Raw genomic sequence first — 22,436 nt, forward strand, 5'->3', positions numbered from 1 at the left:
CGCCACGGTCCGATGCCCCTTGGTGCACAGTGTGCCCCGGCGGGGGCCGCCACGCTTGCCGAATGCGTCGACGGAAAAAATGGCCAACCCCGGGGCCGGGACGCCCCCCGTACCTGCGTACGCCGCCCTTCCGCCTGCCTCCGTGCCCGACGGCCGGGCGCCGGCTCACTCCCCGCGGGCGCCGTCGCCGCCGCTGCCCGCCCCGCTCCCGCCGGCGGCCCTCCGCGTACGGGCGAGGGTGGCCGCGGCGTTGTCCAGCAGCATGTCCAGCGCGACCGGGTAGGCGCTGTCGTTCATGTGGGCGACCAGCAGCGGGGCCGTGGCCGCGATGTGCGGATGGGTCTCGGCGGGGAGCCGCGCGTACGTGGCCTGCCAGACCGCCTCGTCGGCGGCGCGCGCCGAGTGGGGGAGCGCCAGACCGGCCGCGTCGAGCGCGGCGAACGCCAACGTCTGGTCGATGAACGCGTGGTAGACCCGCACCACCTCCGGGTCGGGCAGCCCGGCGGAGCGCAGCACGCCGAGGATCGCCTCGTCGGCGGCGATCTCGTGCGCCCGGCCGCTGACCCGGCTGGCCGTGAGGACCGCCGCCTGCGGGTGCGCGAGGTACGCCGAGTAGATCCGGACCCCCAGCTCGCGCAGATCGGAACGCCAGTCGCCGGTACCCCGCCAGCCCCGCATGGCCCGTCCGATCAGCGCGTCGGCGATCGCCAGGGTGAGGTCGTCGGCGCCGCGGAAGTAGCGGTACAGGCTGCTCGGGTCGGCGCCGAGGGCCGCGCCGAGCCGCCGCACCGTGAGGCCCTCGCGGCTGGGCTGCTGCAGCAGCCGCAGCGCGGTCTCGACGATGAGCTGCTCCGACAGGACCACGCCGAGCTTGGTTGGTTTTCTGCGCCTGCGTGCCGCCTCCGGCACCACTTTCTTCGGCATAGCTGCTCCTTTCTCTGCTCTTTCCCAGGTTATGCCAACAGCATTGACGCATGTGAGGCCGCAGGATTTCCATGGGCGGACCGAAGGCCCCGGCCTTGCCGTACGAGAAAGGCAGCCCTGTCATGCGAGTACTGCTTGTGGGAGCGGGTGGCGTGGGCACGGCGATCACGCGGATCGCGGCCCGTCGTTCCTTCTTCGACCACATCGTCGTCGCCGACTACGACCTCGCCCGCGCCGAGGCCGCGGTGGCCGCGCTGGGTGACGCCGGCACCCGGTTCAGCTCCGCCCGCGTCGACGCCTCCGACCAGGCGGCGGTCGAGGCCCTGCTCGCCGGGGAACGGTGCGACGTCCTGCTCAACGCCACCGACCCGCGCTTCGTGCCGCCCCTCTTCGAGGCCGCGCTGGCGGCCGGCGCGGACTACCTCGACATGGCGATGTCGCTGTCCTACCCGCACCCGCAGCGACCGTTCGAGGAGTGCGGGGTCAAGCTGGGCGACGCACAGTTCGAGCGTGCCGCGGACTGGGAGAAGGCCGGTCGCCTCGCCCTGGTCGGCGTCGGCGTGGAACCCGGCCTCTCCGACGTCTTCGCCCGCTACGCCGCCGAGGAGCTCTTCGACGAGATCGAGGAGATCGGCGTCCGCGACGGTGCGAACCTGACCGTCGACGGCTACGACTTCGCCCCGTCCTTCTCCATCTGGACGACCATCGAGGAGTGCCTGAACCCGCCCGTGATCTGGGAGAAGGACCGCGGCTGGTTCACCACGGCACCCTTCAGCGAGCCGGAGGTCTTCGACTTCCCGGAGGGCATCGGCCCGGTCGAGTGCGTCAACGTCGAGCACGAGGAGGTGCTGCTCATCCCGCGCTGGGTGGACGCCCGGCGGGTCACCTTCAAGTACGGCCTCGGCGACGAGTTCATCGAGACCCTCAAGACCCTGCACAAGCTCGGCCTTGACCGTACGGAGAAGGTGACCGTCCCCGGCGGTGCGGAGGTCTCCCCGCGCGACGTCGTGGCCGCCTGCCTGCCCGACCCGGCCACGCTCGGCGACCGGATGCACGGCAAGACCTGCGCGGGCACCTGGGTGAAGGGTGTCAAGGACGGCAAGCCGCGCGAGGTGTACCTGTACCACGTCGTCGACAACCAGTGGTCGATGCGCGAGTACGGCTCCCAGGCCGTCGTCTGGCAGACCGCCATCAACCCGGTCGTCGCGCTGGAGCTGATGGCCGCCGGTACCTGGAAGGGCGCCGGGGTCCTCGGCGCCGAGGCCTTCGATCCCCGGCCGTTCCTGGACCTGCTGACCGAGTACGGGTCCCCCTGGGGCCTGCGCGAGCAGTAGGGGCCTCACGCCGGGGCGGACCGTCGGCCCGGGGCCGCCCCGGCGGTGTTCTCAGCCGCGGATCATCGCCATCAGCTGCCGGTGGGTGTCGGCGTCGGCGGCCGCGACGAGCCCGCGGCCGGCCGGCCCGAGCGGGGCGCCGTCGACACCGGATACCACGCAACCGGCCGCCCGGCACAGCGCGATCCCCGCGGCGAAGTGCACGCTCCCGGACAGGTCGCCGCCGTCGGTGACGTACGCGGCGCGCCGTCCGGCGGCGACCCACGCCAGCGCCAGTGTGGTGGACACGACCCGGGGCCGGAAGCTCTCCACGAAGCCGGGGTGGGCCAGCAGGTCGACGGCCCGGAAGCCGGGCGCGCTCGGGAAGGGCGGGTCCAGGTTGACGTCCACGAGGCGGGTGGCTGCCGTCGGCGCCAGCGGGGTGTCGCGGTCGTCGCGGCGGACCCAGGCACGTGTGCCGTCGGTGCCGAAGACCTCGTCGGCGAACGGGTCGGCGACCGCCGCCGCGCCCCCGCGCAGCGCCACGTTGACGGCCACGAGCATGTTGCCGACGGCGTAGTTGAGCGTGCCGCACAGCGGGTCCACCAACCACTGACGGGTGGACGCGGCGGCGCCCCGCTGCCCACCCTCCTCACCGAGGACGGCGTCGCCGGGCCGGGCGGCACGGAGCACGCCCAGGATCGCCTCCTCCGCGTCCAGGTCCGCGGCGGTCGCGAAGTCTCCGGCCCCCTTGTCCACGCGCGTGAGCCGCTGCCCGTACAGGGCGCGCACGACGTCGGCGCCGGCGCGTGCGGCGGCCGTCGCGACGCCGGCGTCGTCCAGGCCCTGCCCTGATTCGATCATGGTGCGCAGCATAGCGGCGATGCTCCATCGTGCCGCCGGGCAGTGGGACATGGCGGTTGCGCGGGGCCGTCGTCCGGGCAACGGATCCCCCGGGACCTCCCGTTGCGCGCGCCCGAACCGAACCAGGTGGAGCCTTCGAGCGCGCGCCCGCGGGGCATCAGCCCGGATCCCGAGTCGCCGATGGGCCGTCGACGTGGCGTGTGGTCCCCTTCAGTCCGTGGCCGTGGGCTGCGACCATCCCGGCATGGACTCGCGAGTGGTCGGAATACCCGACGTGGACGGCACCGAACAGGTGGCTGTCGTGATCGATGTGATGCGGGCGTTCACCACGGCCGCGTGGGCTTTCCACCGCGGGGCGGAGAAGATCGTTCTCGCTGCCGACGCGGACGAGGCGCTGGCGATCAAGGCGTGTCACCCGGGCTGGCTCGCCCTCAAGGACGGGGCGCCGGTCAGCGGGTTCGACCTGGTCAACTCCCCTGGCCTGATGCAGGAGGCCGACCTGGCCGGCCGCACCGTGATTCAGAAGACCACAGCGGGAACGGTCGGGGCCCTGGCGGTCGTCGAGGCGGAACTGGTGCTGTGTGCCGGCTTCGTCGTGGCCGGCGCGACGGCCCGGGCACTGGCGGACGCCGGCGCCGAATCGGTGACGTTCGTGGCCACCGGCGAGGACGGCCGTGCCGCCGAGGATCTGGCCTGCGCCGCGTACCTGGATCGGCTCCTGGCCGGGGACCGCCCCGACGCCGGACCCTATCTGCACCGTGCCCGCACCTCCCCGGCCGCGGACGACCTGCGCAGCGGCCGGCGACGGGGTGCCCACCCCGCCGATGTCGAACTGTGTGTGGAGGTCGACCGGTTCGACTTCGCCATGAAGGTCGGGATCGACGACGGGACGGCAGTCCTGCGGCCGCTCCGGACGCGACCCGACGCGGTGTCCGGCGTGCACCGCGCGCGGTAGCCGACGAGCCGTCCCCGCCCCGCTCCGACGCGCGGCGGGGGCGGCCGCCGCGCGATCCGAGCTCGAGCCGGAAGCGGAGGGCGCGGCGTCAGACGTGGAACACCGAGCCGACGAACTCCGTGAGCAGGCGCTCCTTCAGCGGCCCCGGCAGTGCGTCGAGCAGCACCAGGACGGGGGCCATCCGTTCGGGCAGCCCCGCGTCGCCGGCGAGACCCGCGAAGGCCAGCACGGCCGCGACCTCGTCCGGTCCGAGCGTCGCCGGATCGAGCCCGGCCGCGAGCTCGGCGAGCCCGGGATCCACGGTCACGGGCGGCAGCGCCCGGGCCGAGACGAGCGCGTCGCCGAGGTCCTCGACCAACGACTCCACCTGGCCGACGGTGGCGGGCGTGAGCGTGAGGTGCAGGTTGGGCGGCAGCCCGTCGAACGAGAGCTGAGGCTGGAGGTACCAGCCGCGGGCGCGCATCTCGTCGGCGAGGTGGAGCAGCAGGCTCAGGTCCGGGACGCCGTCGGCTCGGCCGTCGAGCACCGTGAACGCCACCAGCCCGGCCGCCGGTTCGCCCAGCACCCGCACGCCGTCGATCTTGCGCAGCCCGGCCAGCAGCCGGTCCGAGGCCTCGGCCACCCGGCCGGCCAGAGCCGTGTAGCCGTCCTCGCCGACGTGCTGGAGGACCGCCCACGCCTGGGCGAGCAGACCGCCGGACTTCGTCCCCTGCACCGTCGGGTTCACGACCGGATAGCCGGGCCATGCCGCGTGGGCGAAGTACTGGTGGCGGCGCAGCTCCGCGTCCCGGTACAGCACGACCGAGGCGCGGTGCAGGCGCCGACGAGGAGGAACGGCCGGCGTGGCCCGCCGCGCAGCCGGCTCCGGTCGGACACCGCTCCGACCAGCGGATTGATCAGGAGCAGAGGGAGCCGAGCCCGTATCCGATACGCACCCGGCGCGGCAGGTGCGGAAGCGCTTCGGCATCCGCACGGAGGTCTGCTGGCATGCCGCAGATCATGAACGAGCGTTCGAGCGGGCGGCAAGGGGTGCGTATGACAGTGGCATGAACGGTGTCCGGCCGATGTCGAGCCGATGTCGAAGGTCCGGCCCGCCTCGGCGACCCGCTGCGGGTCGGCGTTCGGCCCGAGGGACATCCGCCGGTCACCGACCCTGCGGGAGCGCGCGGAAGGGCACCGCGGGTGCGGGCTTCGCCGTCGCGACCTGTCGGTGTCCGCGCGGTCACCGTCCGCCCTCCCGGGCGGCCCGTGGTCGTGCTCGACCTGTGGCCCGGCGGGAGCCTGCGTAGCCTGGAAGGAGGAGGTGGTCGCGATGCTGTCGGAGTCACCGATAGTCGCCATCATTCCGGTCAGTGACCTGGCCCGGGCGAAGCGCTTCTACACCGACACCCTCGGCCTCACCATGACCAAGGAGTCCGAGGAGGACACCCGGTTCGACTGTGGCGGTACGACGATAGGGCTCTACGAGACACCCCACGGCGGCCAGGCCGCGCACACGCTGGCGAGCTGGAAGGTCGACGACCTCGACGCGGAGATGTCGACGCTGCGGTCCAAGGGCGTGACCTTCGAGGAGTACGACCTGCCCGGCATCAAGACGGTCGACGGCGTCGTCGAGTCGGACACGATGCGAGGTGCCTGGTTCAAGGACAGCGAAGGCAACATCCTCTGCGTGACCGAGGAACTCGGAGGCTGACCAGGCCGATCCGGCCCGTACGCGTACGACGTTCCGCCTCCGGTCCTCCTACGGTCTTCCGCCAGAAGGCAGCGGCGGGCGGTCGAGGTCCGTCGCGGCTTTCCGTCGTCCCCGCGCGTCGCTCCCCCGCACGCCCATGTTGTCGCGCCCGGTGCAATCACCCGCGGGATATGCAACGTGACGATCGGATGACGGTCGCGGCCGGCCGCGTACCCGTGGTCGGCCCGAGCCGTTGTCCCCCGCGTGAACCACCGCGACGAATCAGACGGCTTCGCCCACCCCGCCGCCCTCCTCGACGCCTACTGGCTCGACCACGAGGAGGCCGGCCTGGGTTCGTGCGGCCCCTCGTGTTCCGTGCCGGACCGGTCAGGGCGCGGGACGAGGGCGGCGCGCTACACGATGGCCGGTCTCGCCACCCTCACCGTCATCCTCGCCCTGGCCCTCGTCCTCGGTGAGGTGCCCTGACGGGCCCTCCACCGCGAGCGGGCGCGCGCGTCGGACACCCTGCCCGTACGAGGGTCCGTCATCGCCCCACGGGGCGGTCAGGACGGCCGCGTTCCGTGCTCACTGGCGGTGGAACAGGGGCGGCGTAACATCGTCACCGTGGACCTCGCCGAGGACAGACTCCTGTCCCGTGCCGCACATGAGCTGAGCCTGAAAGCCGACCAGCTCATCCACGACGTGGAGCGGCGCCTGCGCCACGAGGTACCCGAACTGTGGGACGAGCCGGACCTCGCGCGGATGGCGGCGGAGAACACCACCGAACGGATCGGCGGCGTGCTGTTCGCCCTCGAACACGGCATCGAGCCCAGCCGGATCGCCCCGCCGGCCATCGACGTGGAGCGCGCGCGGCGGCTCGCCCAGCTCGGCAAGCCCGTCAGCGCGATGCTGCGCGCCTTCCGCCTTGCCCAGGGCCTCGTCCTGGACCGGATGCTCGAAGAACTCTCGCTGCTCACGAACGACGCCGAGCTGATCGGCGCGGCGACCCGCCGACTCGTCGCCCTCGGCACCGAGTACGTGGACCACACCTCCGAGCGCAGCGTCGAGGCGTTCCAGGACGAGCGGGACCGCCGGCTGCAATGGCGGCTGTCCGTGGTGAACGAAGCCGGGATGAGCGTGGGGACCACCCTCGACATCGGCCGGACGACGCAGGAGCTGGCCGACCTGGCCGTCGAGCGCTTCGCGGACGTCGCCACCGTCGATCTGCTCGACTCGGCCTTCACCGCGAGCGGGGATCCCGTGACCGGAACGTCGGTCGTCCGCCGGGTCGCCCAGCGGCCGGAGCCGGAGCAGGTCCAGGGGGACACCGGAAGGGAGAACCTGCCGGAGACCGCGATCGCGCCCCAGCAGCTCCACAGTTACCCGGAACAGTCGCCTCCCGCGCTCGCCCTGGTCACCGGCCGCCCGTCGCGCCATCACCGCGTCGGGCCTCCCGTCCCGGGGTCCCCACCGGCGCATCCGGACGACCAGCGCTTCGACGGCGCGCCCCAGATCCACTCGACGATGGTGGTGCCGCTGCGGGCCCGAGGCGCCACCCTCGGCGTCGCGCAGTTCGCCCGCAACCGCAACCCCGATCCCTACGACGACGAGGACCTGTTCCTCGCCCAGGAGATCGCCGCCAGGGCCGCCGTGGCCGTCGACAACGCACGCCGGTACACACACGCCCGCGCCGCCGCGATCGCACTGCAGCGCAGCCTGCTCCCGCAGCACACACCGGCCCAGTCCGCCGTGGACGTCGCCTGCCGCTACCTGCCCGCCGGTTCCGACGTGGGCGTGGGAGGCGACTGGTACGACGTCATCCCGCTGTCCGGCGCCCGTGTCGCGCTGGTCGTGGGCGACGTGGTCGGACACGGTGTCCCGGCCGCCGCCACCATGGGCCGCCTCCGGACCGCCGTACGCACCCTGGCGGACATCGACCTGCCGCCCGACGAACTCCTCACGCATCTCGACGACGTCGTCGAGCGCCTGTCGGTCGAGGCCTCCACCGACCCGGAGGCGCAGTCCTCGGGAGACATCGGGGCCACCTGTCTCTACGCGGTCTACGACCCCGTCACCGGCTGCTGCGCGATGGCACGGGCGGGGCACGTCCTGCCCGCCCTCGTGACCCCGGGCGGAGCCGCCGAGACGCTCGACCTGCCCGCCGGGCCACCGCTGGGCCTGGGCGGACTGCCCTTCGAGGCCGCCGAGTTCGACCTGCCGGAGGGCAGCCTGCTCGCCCTGTACACCGACGGCCTGATCGAGGCCCCCGGCCACGACGTGGAGACGGGCCTCACCCGGCTGCGGAGCGTACTCGCCCGGCACACACCCTCGTTGGAGTCGGCCTGCGACGCCGTGCTCGAAGCCCTGCTGCCGGTGGGGCGTCCGGAGGACGACGTGGCGCTGCTCCTCGCCCGCACCCGCACCCTCGGAGCACATCAGGTCGTCACCTGGGACCTGGAGGCGGACCCCGCCTCCGTGGCCGGCGCCCGGGCACGCGTCACCGAGCATCTGGGAGTCTGGGGACTCGAGGACCTGGTCTTCACCGCCGAACTGGTCGTCAGCGAGCTGGTCACCAACGCCATCCGCTACGGCCGGCCCCCCGTCCGCCTGCGCCTCATCCACGACCGCACCCTCATGTGCGAGGTCTCGGACGGCAGCAGCACCACACCTCACCTGCGGCGGGCCCGCTTCTTCGAGGAGGGTGGGCGCGGGCTGCTCCTGGTGGCTCAGCTCGCCGAGCGCTGGGGCACGCGCCACCAGCGGGAGGGCAAGACGGTGTGGGCCGAGCTCACCGAGAAGTCGGCCGACGTCCCGCTCCTGGACTTCCCCGCGTTGTGACGGTCCGCCCGGCGGTCCGAGGCGGTCGGCGGGTGGGAAAAGTGGTCTCCGAGCACTGTTAGGGTGACGTGCGCCCGTCAATCCGGGCCCTCTCACTCATCCACACTTCAACGGGGGTTGAACGTGAAGCTTCGCCATGTCCGCGCCGTCGCCGTCTTCGGCATCGCCCTGTTCGCGCTCACCGGAGCCCGTGGCTCCCACGGCGGCAGCTGCGGCGGCAGCTCGAACTCCGGCTCCGGCAGCTCGTCCAGCGGAAGCCACGGCAACGACACCAACGACAGCACCGGGGGCAGCACCGGCGGCGTCTCCGCCCCGGGCGGATCCAGCGCGAACAAGGCCGTGCGCGACGTCAGGATCGACGACTGCAAGCTGGACGCCTCGGGCAAGAACCTGGTCGCGCGGCTGACCGTCACCAACAACGGATCGCTCGACTACACCTACGGCGTCACCATGGAGTTCCGCGGCGCCGCGGGCTCGGGCACGACGCGCGCAACCGCCAAGGTGACCGGCCTCTCGGTCAAGGCGGGTGCCTCCCAGCAGACGGAGGCCACCACGGCGTACCCCGGCAAGGCCGACGGCAGCGAGTACAAGGAGTGCGTCGTCGTCAGCGCGACGAAGAACGTGCTCTGACGGACCGGCTCGGTCCGCAGCCCGCCGCTCATCGCCGCGCGGACCGGCGCGTGTCCGCCCTCGATCGAGGGGCGCACGCGCCGGCCGGACGTCCCGTGGGAAACTCGCCTGCGGAGCGACGGCGGAGGGGTGGGCGATGACCGGGCGGGTCACGGCGGTGTGCAGCGACGGGGCGTACTCCTTCAGCAAACCCACGCGCGCGTCCGTCACTTTGCTCGCCGGCCTCGGGGTCGAGGGGGACGTCCACGCGGGCGAGACGATCCGCCACCAGTTTCGCATGACCTAGGTCCTGTCCGGGCGATCTTCTCGGGCCCGCGACGACGGCTGCGGCGTCTCGCGGCGTTGTCGGAGTCGCCCGAGTACGCCCAGTACGAGGGCGATCCTCCGCCTTGCGATACACCACATCCGACGCCGCGGGCCGATCCTCGAAGATCGCCCGGACAGGACCTACGAGCCGGACCTGCCCAACCTGCGCCAGGTGCACCTGATGCACGAGGAGCTCTTCGACGAACTCGCGCTCAAGGGATACGACGTCTCCGCGGGACAACTCGGCGAGAACATCACGACCCGCGACGTGGACCTGCTCGGACTCCCCACCGGCGCGCTGCTCCGCCTCGGCGATCAGGCGGTCCTGGAGGTGACGGGCCTGCGCAACCCGTGCTCGAAGATCAACGACTTCCGTCCGGGGCTCCTCGGCGAGGTCTTCGCCCTCGATCCCGTGTCGGGGGAGTTCACCTTCAAGTCGGGGATCATGGCCGTCGTCCGGCAGGGCGGGACGGTCCGCCCGAACGACCCCGTCCAGGTCGAACTCCCGCCGCTCCCGCACCACCCCCTGGAACGCGTCTGACCGGCGTCGGAGCGAGGGGGTCGCCTGGCTCCTGATCCGGCTGACAGCCCGTCGGGGAGTTCTGGCTCCGGCCCGACGCGTCGTCGTTCGACGCACGTCCTGGCCGTGCTCGGTTCCGCGGCCCTGAGCGCGGCCACGATCGTCATGGGCCGCCCCCGCAGCTGAAGGGGCGCGGCGGCTGTCCCCCCGGACGAGGCCGGGGGACAGTCGTCGCTACCCGCCGTCCGCACGGACGACCGGGGCACGGTCAGATCGCGGCGCGCATCCGGCCGAAGTCGACGGCCTGGCCGGCCTCACGCAGGACCTGCTCGGCAGCCCGGCTCACTTCGGTCGGTATGTCGCCCAGCTCCTCGACGAGCCCTGCGTAGATCGGGGCGTCGCTGGGCGCTGTATGGGCGCGGTCCTGCAGGTTCACGGTGCTGGTCCTTCTCCGTCGGTGGCAACGGCTAGCGAGTGTAGGCGGCGCCCTTTCCGGGCCGACGCGCGGGACACCCTCCCCGGCAGGCGGAAGCACGGCTTGGGAACGCCCGCGAGCGGGGAGAAACCCTGTGGACCACATGACGGGCAGTCAGCGCATGGTGGGCCGAACCCCACAGCGAGCACCAGTGAACGGACGACCGAGTGACGACCACCTACAGCGAATCCTCCACCGACCGCGTCCCGGGCCGGGCCTGGACGATCCGGCTCACCGGCCACGCGGACCGGACCGCGACCCTCACCTGCTCCACCGCCGGCTGCAGGATGCCGGCCCGATCCCGCGACCTCGCGGCGCTCCGCGCGTTCGCCGCGCGGCACGCGGCCGCCCACGCGAAGGCCGCCACCGTCCGTCCCCACGCCTCCTGCCACTGCCGGGCCGAGCACTGCGAGACCCACGCGGACCTCAAGGTGCGCTGCTCCGGCGGCGTGGTGCTGATCGTGCGCCATGATCCGAGCGTGGGGCAGGTCTGGAGCGTCGAGGAGGTCTGCGAAGCCTGCGCGCCGCTCGTTCCGCACGCCCTCGTCGTCGCCCGGTCCGTACGCCCCCGACCGGTTGCCGCCGGGCCGGCTCAGCCCACGGGCGCCCAGGTCCCCGGCCCCGCACGACCGACCGTCCCGGGGGGCTTCTCGTCGGCCGGCGCCCCGGGCGAGGGCGTGCCCGACACCGGCCCCCGACGACGCGCCCCGCGCACCCCGCACCGCCGTCCCGGCCGCGAGCGCTGACCACCGTTCGGGAGCACCGATTCCGTGACGGGCGGGCCCGTCACGGTGCGCCCGGGGCCCGGTACGACAGGGCGGGCTCCGTACCGCCCTGGTCGAGCCGGAAGGGCGGGTACGCGTCGGTCATCAGGACGGCGTAGGCGGCGACCCGCAGAACCCACCGGTTCAGGCCGATCACCAGCGCGAACAGATCGCGCGGGTACCGGTCGGTGAAGGCGACGGCGAAGGCCGCGATGAGGGTCAGGAGACTGATCAGGCCGCCGCTCCACCAGCCGGCGCGCATGCCGCCGGTGAAGAAGGCGATCACGAGGTACTGGGGGATGGCGAGCAGCCACCACTTGACGAGGACCAGCGAGCGGGACAGCCGCTTCGGGTAGGCGATGTCCAGCCGCGCCGGATATCCGGGCTCCGGACCCAGGCTGAAGGGCGGATAGCGGTCGGTGCCGAGCGCGCCGTACGCGTAGTAGGACACCCGCCAGGACCAGCGGAGCACCCCGAGATTGAAGTCGAACAGCGACCGGGGATAGCGCTCGGTGAACAGGATGGCGAAGAACGCGACCACGGTCACGAAGAAGAAGGCGATCCAGAGGAAGACCAGGATCAGCCAGTGGGGGAGGGCGAGGAGCCACTTGACCAGCCACAGCCAGCGCGACAGCGGGGAGTCGAGCGTGGCGGTCACCGTGACCGGAAGGCTCGGGACGGGCTCGTTCATGATCGTCACTCCCTCGGCCGCTGGTCCGCGCCGCGGCCCACGAGCCTCCCCCGGCCGGCGCGCCCTCTTCCAGGATCACCCCGCGCCTCCCCCCGACGCAGATCGGGACCCCGCGCCCTCACCCCGCGGGCGGGCCCCGCTTCCGCCGGGTACCCGGACCCTCGCGGACCGTGACGTTCCACCCGGCCGAACGGCTGCCTCGCGGCTCCACGGCCGGCGGGAGCGCGTGCGGGCGGCACACCCCCTGGGTGCATCCATCGGTGCGGGGGCCGGTGAAGACCAGGTACTCACCGACTCGCAACGGAGCGCACGTCCAGGAGGGGGCTCCGCGCGAGTGAACCGCCTGGAAGGGACCCCTCGGCCATGAACACCCGAACCCCCGTCGTGATAGCCGCCTCCCTGGGCGCCTGCGCTCTGGCGCTCGGCGCGGCTGTTCCGGCGTCCGCCGACGACGACAAGGCCACCATCTCGGTGTTCCACGCCGTCCCCGGCCTGACCGTCGACGTGTACGCCAACGGCGACGAACTCCTCCCCGACTTCAAGCCCGGCACCCTGACCGAACCGCAGTCGCTGCCGGCCGGCTCGTACGACCTGAAGGTCTTCGAGGCCGGAGCCGACCCGAAGGGCACACCTGCCCTCCAGAAGACCGTCGACGTGCCCGCGGGCGCGAACGCCACGGTCGTGGCCCACCTCTCGGCCGACGGCAAACCGCGGCTCGACGCCTTCGTCAACGACGTGTCGAAGGTCCCTGCCGACAAGGCCCGGCTCACCGTGCGCCACGTCGCCGCGGCCCCCGCCGTGGACGTACGGGCCGGCGGACAGCCGCTCTTCGAGGACCTGACGAACCCGAACCAGAACTCGGCCGTCGTCGACGCCGGCACGGTGCCGGCGGATGTCGTCCTCGCGGGCACGGACACGGTGGCGATCGGACCGGCCGACCTCGACCTGAAGGAGGGCACCAGCAACGTCGTCTACGCCTGGGGCAGCGCCGCGGACAAGGACCTCGCACTGAAGGTGCAGACCCTCGACGGCGCCTACGCGTCACCGTCGGCCAAGCAGTCCGGCCTGGCGGGCGTCAACGACGCGAACGCGTGGGTCGCCTACGCGGCCGGGGCGGGCCTCCTTGCCGTGGCGGGGACACTCGCCGCCCGGCGCAGCTGAGCACCTTCGACCGAGGCATCCGGCCCGACGCCGGGATCCCGCGGGATCCCGGCGTCGGGCCGGATGCCTCGGCACGGCCGGCACGGCTATCCCGGCCGGTAGGTGCCGACGCTCCACTCGTGGCCTTCGGGATCGAGGACCCTGGCGCGTCGCGCGCCCCACGGGGTCTCCTCGGGCTCGATCACCGGAGTGCCTCCCGCGGCGACCGCGCGGAAGAACCACTGGTCGACGGCCGCCGACGTCGGCAGGCACAGATAGAGCCCGCCACCCGTACTGCTGTCCCGCAACGCCGGCCTGCCGTGGCCGACCTCGTCGCCGGTGATCATGAGGACCACCGACCCGAGGCGTACCTCGCCGTGGACCATCTCGCCATCGGCCGAGTCCTGCCGGGCCACCAGCCGGAACCCGACCGCGGCGAGCCAGTCCAGGGCGGCCGCGATGTCCTCGTAGCCGAGATAGGCATGGAGGTCGGCTGCTGCGCCGTATTCCTCTTCCGGTTCCGGGCTGCTCATCGTCTCGTCCTCCGCCCTGGGGATGCATGTGAGGGACGGCGAGGAGATCGCGGGCCACGGACGAGCCGGGCCGAGGCGGCTCGTACCCCGCCGGCCGGACACCCGTGATTCACCTGCCGGCGGGGCTTCGGATGCGACGGTGGCCGACCGGCCGCCCCGCCGCTTCCGGAGCGGGGCGGTGCGGCCCACCGGACGCCCCGCCCCGCCTTCCGACGCCTCAGCAGGTCACGGAGCCCCTGCGCAGGGCGTGGCCGCTCGTGTTGCTGTCGTCGGACCAGTAGACGGGCTTGGTCCCGCCGACGCACTCACCGGCGCCCGCCAGGGTGAAGCCCTCGTTGTTGAGGTCGGGCATGCCGCTGGGGCGGTCGTACACGGCGGTGGTGACGAAGGCGCCGGAGGCGTCGACCTGCAGCGTCCGGTGCCGCCCGCCGCAGGTGTCGTCGCAGACGGCCCACAGGCGTGAGGCCTGCGGCTCCCACTGGAGTTCCATGACCCCCGCCGTACCGCCGGCGATCGTGGCCACGCGGGTCGCGGCGCCCGAGTCCTGCAGGACGTAGCCGTGGATCGCGCCCGTCCCCTCCACCCCGACGAAGAACACACCGCCGGTGTGGGCTCCGTAGTGCGCCGGATCGTAGGCCGCTCCGGTCGAGGCGTCCTTGAAGCCGGCTCCGGTGAGGTAGCCGTCGGGGACCCAGGTGATGCCCTCGAGGCCGAGGTTGGAGCCCACCGACGGCAGGTCGGAGGTCAGGTTCCACTCCTTGGCCGCGGTCAGCGTCGAGCCGGACACGGTGGTGTCGTACCTGAGGACGGACAGGCGGCTGGTGCCGGACGCGTCGCCGTTGCGCTCGCTGGAGACGAAGACACCGCCCGCGGACCCGGCGCCGGTGAGCGTGACTCCCTCGCTGTCGGGCGCGCCGGAACCGCCGGGGAAGCGCAGCGTCTTCCCGGACGCCCAACTGTTCGAGGTGTCGGGGGTCCAGCCGCCCGAGCCGTTCGGGACGAGACGCCACAGCTTGCCGGAGTTCTGCGCGGCCCACATCGCGCCGCCCTCCTGGAAGAGGCCGCTGAGGTCCTGGCCGAAGACGTCCGGCGCGTCGGCGGTGGTCACCGTGCCACTGCCCGGCCAGGTCACCGGCGTGGTGCCCCCGCCGCCGGTGCCGCAGTCGTTCGCGGCGCCGAGCGTCAGCGTCGCCGCCTCGAACGCGCCGGTGCCGTCGGGGCAGCGCGACCACGACGGGGCGGAGTGGGTGCTCCAGCCGAAGGAGTCGACCAGCGTGCTGCCGTCCGCCAGGTACAGCCGTGCCTTGTCGCCGGACCCCAGGCCGAAGGAACCGTGGACGTCGAAGGCGCGGAACGCGCCGGGAGCGAGCGTGGTGCCGGAGCCGATCCGGTACTTCGAGCCGTTGTTGTCGTCCTTGAGGATCCAGCCCGAGAGATCGACGGTGGTGGTCCCCTTGTTGTAGAGCTCGATCGAGTCCTCGACGGACCCGGTCGTCACCACCTCGTTGATTCGGATGTCGTCGGCCGGGGCCGCCTGGGCCGGGACGGCGGTGAGGGCGCCGGCGGCCAGCGCCGGTGCCGCGACGAGGAGGGCGATGCTGCGGCGCCGTCGGCGCGCGCGTGAGTCCGTCACGATGGTGTCCGTCCCGGGGTCGTTGTGCTGCAGGGCGGCACGAGATTCGCCGTACGGGCCGAACGGCCGCCCTCCGGTGGGTGGGTGTGCCGTGAACGATGGCCCAACGGTGCGTGGACGGACCCGCGCCCCCACCTGCCGCAAGGCAGCCGCGCCGCCTTGCGGCACCCGCCTCCCTCGGCGGCCGGAACACTCCGCCGAGCGGGCGAGGTCGGGGACCCCGGGGTTTGGTCCCGGGAAAACCGGCAAGCCGAACCGTCGAGCGCTCGGCAAGCAGTAGCGGACAGACAGCCAGGAGTCACGATCCAGGAAGGCGGCCATGTCGATCCTGACCACAGTTCTCATCATCGCGGCGGTGCTCGTGGTGCTGCTGGCGGCCGGAGTCCTGCTCCGGGCCCGGATGGGCCCGAGCGGCGGCACGCGCTCGCTCAAGCGGCGCTTCGGCCCCGAGTACGACCGCACACTCGCACGGCACGGCGGAGACGCCGAGGCCGCCGACCGGGACCTGCGCGAGCGGACCGAGCGGTACGGCCACCTCAAGCCGCTTCCGCTGGAGCCCGCCGTCCGCGAGCAGTACACCGCTCAGTGGACCACGCTCCAGGAACGCTTCGTCGACGCGCCGCGACAGGCCGTCGCCGACGCCGGAGCGCTCATCGGGCGCGTCGCGGCGACCCGGGGCTTCCCGGACGCCGACCGGCCCGAGGAGCAGCTCGACGCCCTGTCGGTGCACCACCCGCGCCAGGTGGAGGGACTGCGCACGGCCCGTCGCGGCGCGGACTCCGCATCCGCGTCGACCGAGGAACTGCGCGAGGCCCTGGTGCACGCCCGGGCCCTGTTCGACCACCTGACCACGGCCGACTCGGCGACCGTCGCCACGGCCCGACCGCACGGGACGTCCGGGCACCGGCGTGGACACCTGCTCAAGCCGAAGGGAAGTGGTGCGTGATGGCACGCGAGAACCGGGACCAGTCGACGGAAGGCCGCACCGAGAGCGGATCGGAGAACGATCCCGTGATCCCCGCCGTACCCGCCCAGCGCGCCGGCCGTACGGCCCCGCCGTCCCCCTCCGCGCCGCCGCCGGCACCCCCGGTCACGCCGCCGGCTACCGGCACCCCGGCTTCTCCGCTGTCGAAGTCGCCCCAGTCCGCCGCACCGTCTGACGCCCCCAGCGCCACGGGCAGGAACGGGGGGAGCCGCAAGGAGACTCCCGCCGAGACCCCCGCCGCGCCGCGCGGACGGGCCGCTGCGGACCGGCCGGCACCCGACGGCCAGGCCCCCGAGCCCGGTGGCGTGGCGCCCGGAGACGGCCGTGGTGACCACCACACGGCCGGCGACGGCCCCACCGCCCCCGAGGGGAACGGTCCTGCGGGTGCGCTGCTGGGCGACCGGGACCGTGAGCGTCTCGGTCAGCGCCTGCACCACGCGCTCGCCGGCTTCGTCGACTCGCCGCGCGACGCGGTCGCCAAGGCGGCCGACGTCCTCGACGAGACGGAGGAGCAGCTCATCGCCTCCCTCAAGGACCGCCGCACCGCGTTGCGGGCGGGCTGGCAGCAGGGCGGCGACGCGCGCGACCGGGGCGCCGACACCGAACAGCTCCGGCTCACCCTGCGGACCTACCGCGAGGTGACGGAACGCCTGCTCGGCGCATGAATCCGGCGTGTCCGGGCCGTCGGATCGCCGGCGGAGACAGAGGCCCCCGTGGAAGACCACGGGGGCCTCGGCCGTGCATCGGGGTGACCCGCCGGGCGTTCGACGGCCCTGCGCAGGGGAACCCGCCCCCGACGGCCCTGCGCAGGGGAACCCGCCCACTTCAGACGGCGCCGCCCACGGCATGCCGTGCCAGGAGCGTGCCCCGCGCGTGTCCGGTGTGCCCCCGGGCGGCGGCCTGCTGCGGCAGCACTGAGCCCGGCGCGAACGGGTGCTCCACGGCCGAGGCGTAGGGCAGGCCGTCGAGCGGGGCGTCGGTACAGAAGCGGACCATGAGGTCGGCGAAGTCGGCGACGCGTTCGAGCGGGGCGAGGTGATCCGCCGCCTGGATGGTCAGGAAGCGGCCGGTGGGCATGCGGGAGGCGACCGAGCGTCCCATGGCGGGAGTGGTGAGGGTGTCGTGTTCACCCGTGGCGACGAGGACGGGGCACGTCGCGCCGCCCCGGGGCGCGTACCACGCGTGCCGCATCAGCCGGCTGATGTGTTCCGCGGACCTGTGCAGCTGGTGCGGGTCCTGGCCCGAGATCTGCTGGTAGAGCAGGCGGGAGATGACGTGGTGGCGGCGGACCGTGGACGCGCCGGAGGGCGGCATGAAGACGTCGGTCAGCTCCCGGGCGAGAAGGTCGACCTGTCCGCGTCGCAGCATCGCGTCCCAGCGCGGCAGGGCGGCGACGTGGTGTTCCGGCAGATGCGTCGCCACACCCACCAGCATCATGCGTTCGACCAACTCCGGTGATTCCTCGGCGAACCGGAGCGCCACGCTGCCGCCGAAGCAGGCGCCCATCAGGTTCACGCGCGACAGCCCGAGTTCGGTCACCAGGTTCCGTACGGCCCGGGCGAGGAAGTCGGTGCCGTAGGAGGCCGGGAGGAAGTCGGCGGTGCCGTAACCGGGCAGGTCGACGGTGACGACCGAGCAGACCTCGGTCAGCCGCCGCTCGTGCCGCAGCCACGAGCGGCGGTCCTGCAGTAACCCGCCCAGGACCAGGAGGGTTTCGGCACCGGGACGCCGGCTCGGCGCGGTGCGGCACACGTACCGGAATCCCGCCAGGTCCAGAACGCGCTCCGTGGGCACGGACGTTGACGGCCCGGCGGGTGCGGATGCGGCTCCGCCCTGCGCGTTGCTGGGATGTTCGGCCGTCATGACGGACCTCCGGACGAGTGGGGGCGGAAGGGCGGGAACAAGCCATACCCAAAAGGGATGTTCGTGATCTATAACGCGGGGAGGGAGTCGACGACACGGGCTCCCCGTCGACCGGCGCCGTGCGTCACCTCCGGTGAGGCCCTGCCCCTGCCCCTCGCGTGAGGCCCCTGCCCCTCGCCCCCTGCCCCTCGCCCCCGTTCCCGAGCCCGTCAGTCCACCAGCACCCCGGGGTTGAGGATGCCCCGCGGGTCGAGCGCCGTCTTCGCCGCCCGCAGTGCGAGGGCGAACGGTTCGGGGCGCTGGCGGTCGTAGCCGGGGCGGTGGTCCCGGCCGACGGCGTGGTGGTGGGTGATGGTCGCCCGGTGCCGGTGCAGGACCTCGTTCGCGACCGACTTCAGGTCGTCCCAGAAGGCGACCTCGTCACCGGGGCGGCCTGCGGCGAGCACGGTGAAGTAGGGAGCCGCGCCGTCCGGGTAGACGTGCGTCAGGCGGCAGTTGACCGTGGCCGGGTGCCCGGTGGCCTTGAGCGCCGCCTCGGAGACCTCGGTCCGCACCGCGTCGATCAGGCCCGGGATCCGGTCCCAGGTGGCGGCCGTCTCGAAGGTCTCCGCCACGGCGCCCATCCGGGCCAGCCCGTCGCGGAGGTAGGGCATCCGCAGGAAGGCCGAGCGCCAGGCGCCCACGGCCGTGTCGTCGCCCCCGCCGCCCCGGCCGGACGCGCCCTCGTGTCGGCCGCCGTGCGAGCGGGCCAGGTCGACGGCCCGCTCCAGTCGGCCGGCCACCGGTCCGTCCGCCGACTCGAACCCCAGGACCAGGACGGCGGAGCCGTCCTGCGCCGCTCCCGACAGAGCGGCCTCGCCCGCGTCCAACAGGCGGCAGTTGGCGGGGGACAGGTCGGACTGCGCGAGGGCGCGCACCGCCCGGAGCGCGTCGTGGAGGTCGGCGAAGGCGACGGAGGCCGAGGCCTTGTGCCGGGGGCGTTCCTGCAGGCGCACCCATGCCTCGGTGATGACCCCGAGGGCCCCTTCGGAGCCCAGGAACAGGCGGTCGGGGGAGGGGCCCGCACCCGACGCCGGCAGCCGCCACGAGGCGCTGGTGCCGGCGGGTGTGACGACACGCGTCGACTGCACGAAGTCGTCGATGTGGGTGCGGCCGGTGGCGTAGTGGCCACCGGCCCGGGTGGCGAGCCAGCCGCCCAGGGTGGAGAACTCGAAGCTCTGCGGGAAGTGCCGCAGGGTCAGGCCGTGGGGCCGCAGCTGGTTCTCCAGGCTCGGGCCGAGAGCGCCCGCCTGGATGCGGGCGGAGCGGCTCTCGGTGTCGACCTCCAGGACGCGGCCCATGGCGGTGAGGTCGAGCGAGAGCACCGCCCGGTGGGCGTCACCGCGGTACTCCACGCCGCCCGTGACCGAGGAACCGCCGCCGTAGGGGATGACCGCGATCTGCCGGTCGCCGGCCCAGTCCAGCAGGTCGGCGACGCCCGCCTCGTCCGTGGGCCGGGCGACGAGATCGGGGACGCGGCCGGGGCGGCCGCGGAGGGCGCGTATCACGTCCCGGTACGCCTTCCCCATGGCGTGGGCCGCCCGGTCCCCGGGGTCCGCCGACACCAGACCGGACAGGCTCCGCGGGGGCGCCACCGCGGGGTCGGCGATGCCGAGGTCGCGGACCTCGGGCACGGGCAGCGGACGGCTCAGGGTGCCGGGCAGCATTGCGCCCATCGCGACGCACTCCGCGTCGCCGGGATGCGCGTCCGTCCAGCCCCACCCCCACCAGGAGCGGGTGCGGGAACCGGACGGCTGCGGGGTGGTGCCGGACATGGGCGCTCCAGGGATCGCAGTAATTTACCTGTGGGTAAATTACCTACTGATAATATCCGTCCATGGCAACCCCACCGTCGAAAGCCGGCACCAAGGGAGTCCCGCGGGAGCGCCGCCGACAGCAGATGCTGGAGGCCGCCACGGACGAGTTCGGCAGTCGCGGCTACGCGGCCGCCTCCCTCCCCGCGATCGCCGCCCGGGTCGGGGTCACGAAGACCCTGCTGCACCAGTACTGCGGCACCAAGGAGGACCTGTACGTCGCCTGCCTGGAACCCGTGGGGGAACGGCTCCTGGAGGCCATCCGCACGGCCATGGGGCCCGGCGGAACCACGCCCCACACGCCGCTGCGCGTCCTCCACGGCATCTTCACCGCCCTGGAGGGGCGGCGGGAGGCATGGTTCGTGCTGTACGACACCACGCTGCCGCCCGGCGGTGAGGCCGCCCGCCGGGCGGCGGTCTACTGGTCGGTCATCGACGACCTCGCGGCCGGGGGCACCGCCGAACTGCTCCGCGCGGCCGGATCCCGCGACCCGCTGGACGCCGACGCGCTCAGGTACGTCTGGCAGGACCTGGTGGCCACACTCGTCCGCTGGTGGCTCAAGCATCCGGAGCAGACGCCCGAGGCCATGACGCAGCGCTGCGCCCGCCTCTTCGCGGCGGCCGCCACTCTCGCCCCCGAAGACCACCCGGGCTGACGCCGCTACCACCTCGACTGCGCACCGCTCGGCGCGGGCCCGCGCCGAGCGATCCCGCCCGGCACCCCGCACCGCCCGGCACCCCGCACGTCGTCCCGGCGCGGCCGCCTTCCCGTCCTCCGGACCCCGACCTAGGTCCTGTCCGGGCGATCTTCGAGGATCGGCCCGCGGCGTCGGATGTGGTGTATCGCAAGGCGGAGGATCGCCCTCGTACTGGGCGTACTCGGGCGACTCCGACAACGCCGCGAGACGCCGCAGCCGTCGTCGCGGGCCCGAGAAGATCGCCCGGACAGGACCTAGAAGGTCTCGGGCTCCCCGGTCTTCTTCTCGGCCTTGAGCTTGCGCCAGACGGCTGCCAGCGCTTCGAGGTCCCTCTCGTCGAGGAGCTCGGTGAAGACGCGCCCGAGTGCCTCGCGCCGTGTGGCGTCCGCCTCGGCGAAGACGCGACGCCCCTCCTCCGTCAGGGAGACCTCCACGGACCGGGCGTCCCGTGCCGAGGGCGTACGGGTCACCAGTCCGCGTGTCTGCAGGGCGTCGACGACCCGGGAGACCTGGCTGCGGCTGAGCAGGGTGCTGTTGCCCAGGACGGACGCGGGGACCGGATCGGGGCTGGAGGCCAGCCACAGCATGACCTCGAACCACGACACGGGGAGGTTGTGGGCCTTCACGAGGGCGCGGTCGACGCGGTCGGTCATCACGGTCCCCGCCCAGACCAGCCCGTAGAACGCGTAGTCGGCCGTGGGCATCTCGGCTTCGGTGAGCTTCTTCGCCATATCGGCAGTCTAGAGGTTGCGTGCACACGCACATAAACGTATGGTGTGTGTACACGCACATAAATCACGTTCCGTGAAAGGCACCCCTCATGTCGACCCTCCCCGTCACCTCCGCTGGCGAGCCCCGCACCGTCCTGATCACCGGCACCTCCTCCGGTATCGGCCTCGCCGCCGCGATCGCCGCGGCACAGGCGGGCTGGCGCACGATCGCCACCCTGCGTGACACCGGCCGGGCCGACGCCCTGCGCAAGGCCGCCGCCGAGGCGGGCGTCGCACTCGACATCCGGCAGCTCGACGTCGTCGACCCGGACTCCGTCGCCGCCGCCGTGGACGGCGTGATCGCGGACTACGGGCGGCTGGACGCGGTCGTGAAAAACGCCGGTGCCGGGCACGTCGGCACGCTCGAGCTCGAGTCGGTCGACGACGTCCGCGAGGTCATGGAGGTCAACTTCTTCGGCGTCGTGAACGTCTCGAAGGCCGCGCTGCCGCACCTGCGGGCCACCGGAGGCCGTCTCGTCACCGTCACCAGCGTCGGTGGTGTCATCGGCCAGCCCTTCAACGAGGCGTACTGCGCCGCGAAGTTCGCCGTCGAGGGGTACATGGAGAGCCTGGCCCCCGTCGCGGGAGCCGTCGGGGTCCGCGTGTCCGTCGTCGAGCCGGGCGCCGTGGCGACGGAGTTCGTCAACAACATCGGGCTCGACGTGGAGGCCCGCCTCGCGGCGGCCGGCCCGTACGCGGACGCCATGCGCCACTACATCGACCGCACGGTGGGCAGCTTCCTCGACGGCGCCCAGACCCCGGCCGGCGCGGCCGAGGCGGTCATGGAGGCGCTCGGCGCCGAGACCCCGGCCTTCCGCATCCAGACCTCGCCGTGGGCGCGCGAGTTCACCGGCGTCAAGCTGGCGGACCGGGACGGCTCGGCGGTCGTCGGCATGACCGGCACCTGGGTGGCCTGACCGCGGGACGGTCCCCGGGGAGGACGGCCTCGCCGTACCCGGCCTGCCCGCCGCCCGCCCTGCGGGCCCGGTGCCCCGACCTGTGCCCCGCC

Annotated in this window: 22 protein-coding genes and 2 pseudogenes; 14 read left to right on the forward strand and 10 right to left on the reverse strand. The window is 73.2% G+C overall.

What is annotated here, in order from left to right:
• Positions 1-165 precede the first annotated feature (165 nt).
• Positions 166-924 carry a TetR/AcrR family transcriptional regulator gene (locus ACE1OA_RS32920; protein ID WP_356778410.1) on the reverse strand — a complete coding sequence of 253 codons (759 nt, stop codon included), beginning with the start codon at positions 922-924 and terminating at the stop codon, positions 166-168.
• Between the two features lie 122 nt (positions 925-1,046).
• Between ACE1OA_RS32920 and ACE1OA_RS32925 the strand changes: the two genes are divergently transcribed.
• Positions 1,047-2,258 (forward strand): saccharopine dehydrogenase family protein, encoded by a 1,212-nt coding sequence (locus ACE1OA_RS32925; RefSeq protein ID WP_356778408.1) that lies wholly within the window; start codon positions 1,047-1,049, stop codon positions 2,256-2,258.
• A 51-nt stretch (positions 2,259-2,309) separates the two neighbouring features.
• On the opposite strand, the gene ACE1OA_RS32930 is transcribed toward ACE1OA_RS32925, so the two are convergent.
• On the reverse strand, positions 2,310-3,101 hold the full coding sequence (locus ACE1OA_RS32930) for an inositol monophosphatase family protein (RefSeq protein WP_432753847.1): 792 nt from the start codon (positions 3,099-3,101) through the stop codon (positions 2,310-2,312).
• Positions 3,102-3,345: 244 nt separating this feature from the next.
• Here ACE1OA_RS32930 and ACE1OA_RS32935 point away from each other — a divergent pair, with 244 nt between their 5' ends.
• Positions 3,346-4,056 carry a 2-phosphosulfolactate phosphatase gene (locus ACE1OA_RS32935; protein WP_356601563.1) on the forward strand — a complete coding sequence of 237 codons (711 nt, stop codon included), beginning with the start codon at positions 3,346-3,348 and terminating at the stop codon, positions 4,054-4,056.
• An 88-nt stretch (positions 4,057-4,144) separates the two neighbouring features.
• Here the strand turns inward: ACE1OA_RS32935 and ACE1OA_RS32940 are convergent.
• Positions 4,145-4,864: pseudogene (locus tag ACE1OA_RS32940) on the reverse strand (aspartate aminotransferase family protein); the annotation flags it as partial.
• A gap of 504 nt (positions 4,865-5,368) precedes the next feature.
• On the opposite strand from ACE1OA_RS32940, the gene ACE1OA_RS32945 reads away from it, so the two are divergent.
• The 6 genes and pseudogenes from ACE1OA_RS32945 to ACE1OA_RS32970 all read left to right on the forward strand — a co-directional run bounded on the left by ACE1OA_RS32945 (position 5,369) and on the right by ACE1OA_RS32970 (position 10,043).
• A complete protein-coding gene (locus tag ACE1OA_RS32945) occupies positions 5,369-5,749 on the forward strand; it encodes a VOC family protein (RefSeq protein ID WP_356601560.1) in 381 nt (126 codons plus the stop codon).
• Between the two features lie 243 nt (positions 5,750-5,992).
• Positions 5,993-6,214 (forward strand): hypothetical protein, encoded by a 222-nt coding sequence (locus ACE1OA_RS32950; protein WP_356601559.1) that lies wholly within the window; start codon positions 5,993-5,995, stop codon positions 6,212-6,214.
• A gap of 138 nt (positions 6,215-6,352) precedes the next feature.
• Positions 6,353-8,566, forward strand: a complete 2,214-nt coding sequence (locus ACE1OA_RS32955) for an ATP-binding SpoIIE family protein phosphatase (protein ID WP_432753848.1) — start codon at positions 6,353-6,355, stop codon at positions 8,564-8,566.
• 123 nt (positions 8,567-8,689) lie between these two features.
• Positions 8,690-9,196, forward strand: coding sequence for a hypothetical protein (locus ACE1OA_RS32960; RefSeq protein WP_356601557.1), 507 nt, complete (start codon positions 8,690-8,692; stop codon positions 9,194-9,196).
• Positions 9,197-9,332: 136 nt separating this feature from the next.
• Positions 9,333-9,476 (forward strand): annotated as a pseudogene (locus ACE1OA_RS32965) (MOSC domain-containing protein); the annotation flags it as partial.
• Positions 9,477-9,485: 9 nt separating this feature from the next.
• On the forward strand, positions 9,486-10,043 hold the full coding sequence (locus ACE1OA_RS32970) for an MOSC domain-containing protein (protein ID WP_432754121.1): 558 nt from the start codon (positions 9,486-9,488) through the stop codon (positions 10,041-10,043).
• A 247-nt stretch (positions 10,044-10,290) separates the two neighbouring features.
• Here the strand turns inward: ACE1OA_RS32970 and ACE1OA_RS32975 are convergent, their stop codons facing one another.
• Positions 10,291-10,458, reverse strand: coding sequence for a hypothetical protein (locus ACE1OA_RS32975; RefSeq protein ID WP_187282844.1), 168 nt, complete (start codon positions 10,456-10,458; stop codon positions 10,291-10,293).
• A 206-nt stretch (positions 10,459-10,664) separates the two neighbouring features.
• On the opposite strand from ACE1OA_RS32975, the gene ACE1OA_RS32980 reads away from it, so the two are divergent.
• Positions 10,665-11,243, forward strand: a complete 579-nt coding sequence (locus tag ACE1OA_RS32980) for a hypothetical protein (RefSeq protein WP_356778396.1) — start codon at positions 10,665-10,667, stop codon at positions 11,241-11,243.
• Positions 11,244-11,283: 40 nt separating this feature from the next.
• Here the strand turns inward: ACE1OA_RS32980 and ACE1OA_RS32985 are convergent, their stop codons facing one another.
• Positions 11,284-11,952, reverse strand: a complete 669-nt coding sequence (locus ACE1OA_RS32985; protein ID WP_432753849.1) for a DUF4389 domain-containing protein — start codon at positions 11,950-11,952, stop codon at positions 11,284-11,286.
• 363 nt (positions 11,953-12,315) lie between these two features.
• Here ACE1OA_RS32985 and ACE1OA_RS32990 point away from each other — a divergent pair, with 363 nt between their 5' ends.
• The gene (locus ACE1OA_RS32990; RefSeq protein ID WP_361315085.1) at positions 12,316-13,113 is read left to right on the forward strand and encodes a DUF4397 domain-containing protein; all 798 of its coding nucleotides are present in this window, start codon (positions 12,316-12,318) and stop codon (positions 13,111-13,113) included.
• Positions 13,114-13,199: 86 nt separating this feature from the next.
• Here the strand turns inward: ACE1OA_RS32990 and ACE1OA_RS32995 are convergent, their stop codons facing one another.
• Together ACE1OA_RS32995 and ACE1OA_RS33000 are read right to left on the reverse strand one after the other, a co-directional pair.
• Entirely contained in the window at positions 13,200-13,625 is a 426-nt protein-coding gene (locus tag ACE1OA_RS32995; protein WP_386543131.1) for a VOC family protein, read from the reverse strand.
• A 217-nt stretch (positions 13,626-13,842) separates the two neighbouring features.
• A complete protein-coding gene (locus ACE1OA_RS33000; protein WP_386543130.1) occupies positions 13,843-15,258 on the reverse strand; it encodes a lamin tail domain-containing protein in 1,416 nt (471 codons plus the stop codon).
• A 319-nt stretch (positions 15,259-15,577) separates the two neighbouring features.
• Here ACE1OA_RS33000 and ACE1OA_RS33005 point away from each other — a divergent pair, with 319 nt between their 5' ends.
• Both ACE1OA_RS33005 and ACE1OA_RS33010 read left to right on the forward strand, forming a co-directional pair.
• On the forward strand, positions 15,578-16,204 hold the full coding sequence (locus ACE1OA_RS33005; protein ID WP_356601548.1) for a hypothetical protein: 627 nt from the start codon (positions 15,578-15,580) through the stop codon (positions 16,202-16,204).
• Positions 16,204-16,908 (forward strand): hypothetical protein, encoded by a 705-nt coding sequence (locus tag ACE1OA_RS33010; RefSeq protein WP_384874761.1) that lies wholly within the window; start codon positions 16,204-16,206, stop codon positions 16,906-16,908. Before ACE1OA_RS33005 ends, ACE1OA_RS33010 begins: the two co-directional genes overlap by 1 nt.
• Positions 16,909-17,068: 160 nt before the next feature.
• On the opposite strand, the gene ACE1OA_RS33015 is transcribed toward ACE1OA_RS33010, so the two are convergent.
• Both ACE1OA_RS33015 and ACE1OA_RS33020 read right to left on the reverse strand, forming a co-directional pair.
• Positions 17,069-18,037, reverse strand: a complete 969-nt coding sequence (locus ACE1OA_RS33015) for an alpha/beta fold hydrolase (protein WP_432753850.1) — start codon at positions 18,035-18,037, stop codon at positions 17,069-17,071.
• A gap of 278 nt (positions 18,038-18,315) precedes the next feature.
• Complete coding sequence (locus tag ACE1OA_RS33020) at positions 18,316-19,920, reverse strand: FAD-binding oxidoreductase (RefSeq protein WP_432753851.1); 1,605 nt, start codon at positions 19,918-19,920, stop codon at positions 18,316-18,318.
• 62 nt (positions 19,921-19,982) lie between these two features.
• On the opposite strand from ACE1OA_RS33020, the gene ACE1OA_RS33025 reads away from it, so the two are divergent.
• Positions 19,983-20,615, forward strand: coding sequence for a TetR/AcrR family transcriptional regulator (locus ACE1OA_RS33025; protein ID WP_432753852.1), 633 nt, complete (start codon positions 19,983-19,985; stop codon positions 20,613-20,615).
• 296 nt (positions 20,616-20,911) lie between these two features.
• On the opposite strand, the gene ACE1OA_RS33030 is transcribed toward ACE1OA_RS33025, so the two are convergent.
• Entirely contained in the window at positions 20,912-21,388 is a 477-nt protein-coding gene (locus tag ACE1OA_RS33030) for a MarR family winged helix-turn-helix transcriptional regulator (RefSeq protein WP_432753853.1), read from the reverse strand.
• An 89-nt stretch (positions 21,389-21,477) separates the two neighbouring features.
• Between ACE1OA_RS33030 and ACE1OA_RS33035 the strand changes: the two genes are divergently transcribed.
• Positions 21,478-22,344 carry an SDR family NAD(P)-dependent oxidoreductase gene (locus tag ACE1OA_RS33035; protein WP_432753854.1) on the forward strand — a complete coding sequence of 289 codons (867 nt, stop codon included), beginning with the start codon at positions 21,478-21,480 and terminating at the stop codon, positions 22,342-22,344.
• The last annotated feature ends 92 nt before the right edge of the window (positions 22,345-22,436 follow it).

It is taken from the genome of Streptomyces sp. JL2001, from assembly GCF_050917515.1.
GTDB lineage: Bacteria > Actinomycetota > Actinomycetes > Streptomycetales > Streptomycetaceae > Streptomyces.

What these genes read in the sequence shown, in the direction of transcription:
- ACE1OA_RS32920 (WP_356778410.1), bottom strand. Translation starts at nt 924, where the DNA reads ATGCCGAAGAAAGTGGTGCCGGAGGCGGCACGCAGGCGCAGAAAACCA.
- ACE1OA_RS32925 (WP_356778408.1), top strand. Translation starts at nt 1,047, where the DNA reads ATGCGAGTACTGCTTGTGGGAGCGGGTGGCGTGGGCACGGCGATCACG.
- ACE1OA_RS32930 (WP_432753847.1), bottom strand. Translation starts at nt 3,101, where the DNA reads ATGATCGAATCAGGGCAGGGCCTGGACGACGCCGGCGTCGCGACGGCC.
- ACE1OA_RS32935 (WP_356601563.1), top strand. Translation starts at nt 3,346, where the DNA reads ATGGACTCGCGAGTGGTCGGAATACCCGACGTGGACGGCACCGAACAG.
- ACE1OA_RS32945 (WP_356601560.1), top strand. Translation starts at nt 5,369, where the DNA reads ATGCTGTCGGAGTCACCGATAGTCGCCATCATTCCGGTCAGTGACCTG.
- ACE1OA_RS32985 (WP_432753849.1), bottom strand. Translation starts at nt 11,952, where the DNA reads ATGAACGAGCCCGTCCCGAGCCTTCCGGTCACGGTGACCGCCACGCTC.
- ACE1OA_RS32990 (WP_361315085.1), top strand. Translation starts at nt 12,316, where the DNA reads ATGAACACCCGAACCCCCGTCGTGATAGCCGCCTCCCTGGGCGCCTGC.
- ACE1OA_RS32995 (WP_386543131.1), bottom strand. Translation starts at nt 13,625, where the DNA reads ATGAGCAGCCCGGAACCGGAAGAGGAATACGGCGCAGCAGCCGACCTC.
- ACE1OA_RS33005 (WP_356601548.1), top strand. Translation starts at nt 15,578, where the DNA reads ATGTCGATCCTGACCACAGTTCTCATCATCGCGGCGGTGCTCGTGGTG.
- ACE1OA_RS33010 (WP_384874761.1), top strand. Translation starts at nt 16,204, where the DNA reads ATGGCACGCGAGAACCGGGACCAGTCGACGGAAGGCCGCACCGAGAGC.
- ACE1OA_RS33020 (WP_432753851.1), bottom strand. Translation starts at nt 19,920, where the DNA reads ATGTCCGGCACCACCCCGCAGCCGTCCGGTTCCCGCACCCGCTCCTGG.
- ACE1OA_RS33025 (WP_432753852.1), top strand. Translation starts at nt 19,983, where the DNA reads ATGGCAACCCCACCGTCGAAAGCCGGCACCAAGGGAGTCCCGCGGGAG.
- ACE1OA_RS33030 (WP_432753853.1), bottom strand. Translation starts at nt 21,388, where the DNA reads ATGGCGAAGAAGCTCACCGAAGCCGAGATGCCCACGGCCGACTACGCG.
- ACE1OA_RS33035 (WP_432753854.1), top strand. Translation starts at nt 21,478, where the DNA reads ATGTCGACCCTCCCCGTCACCTCCGCTGGCGAGCCCCGCACCGTCCTG.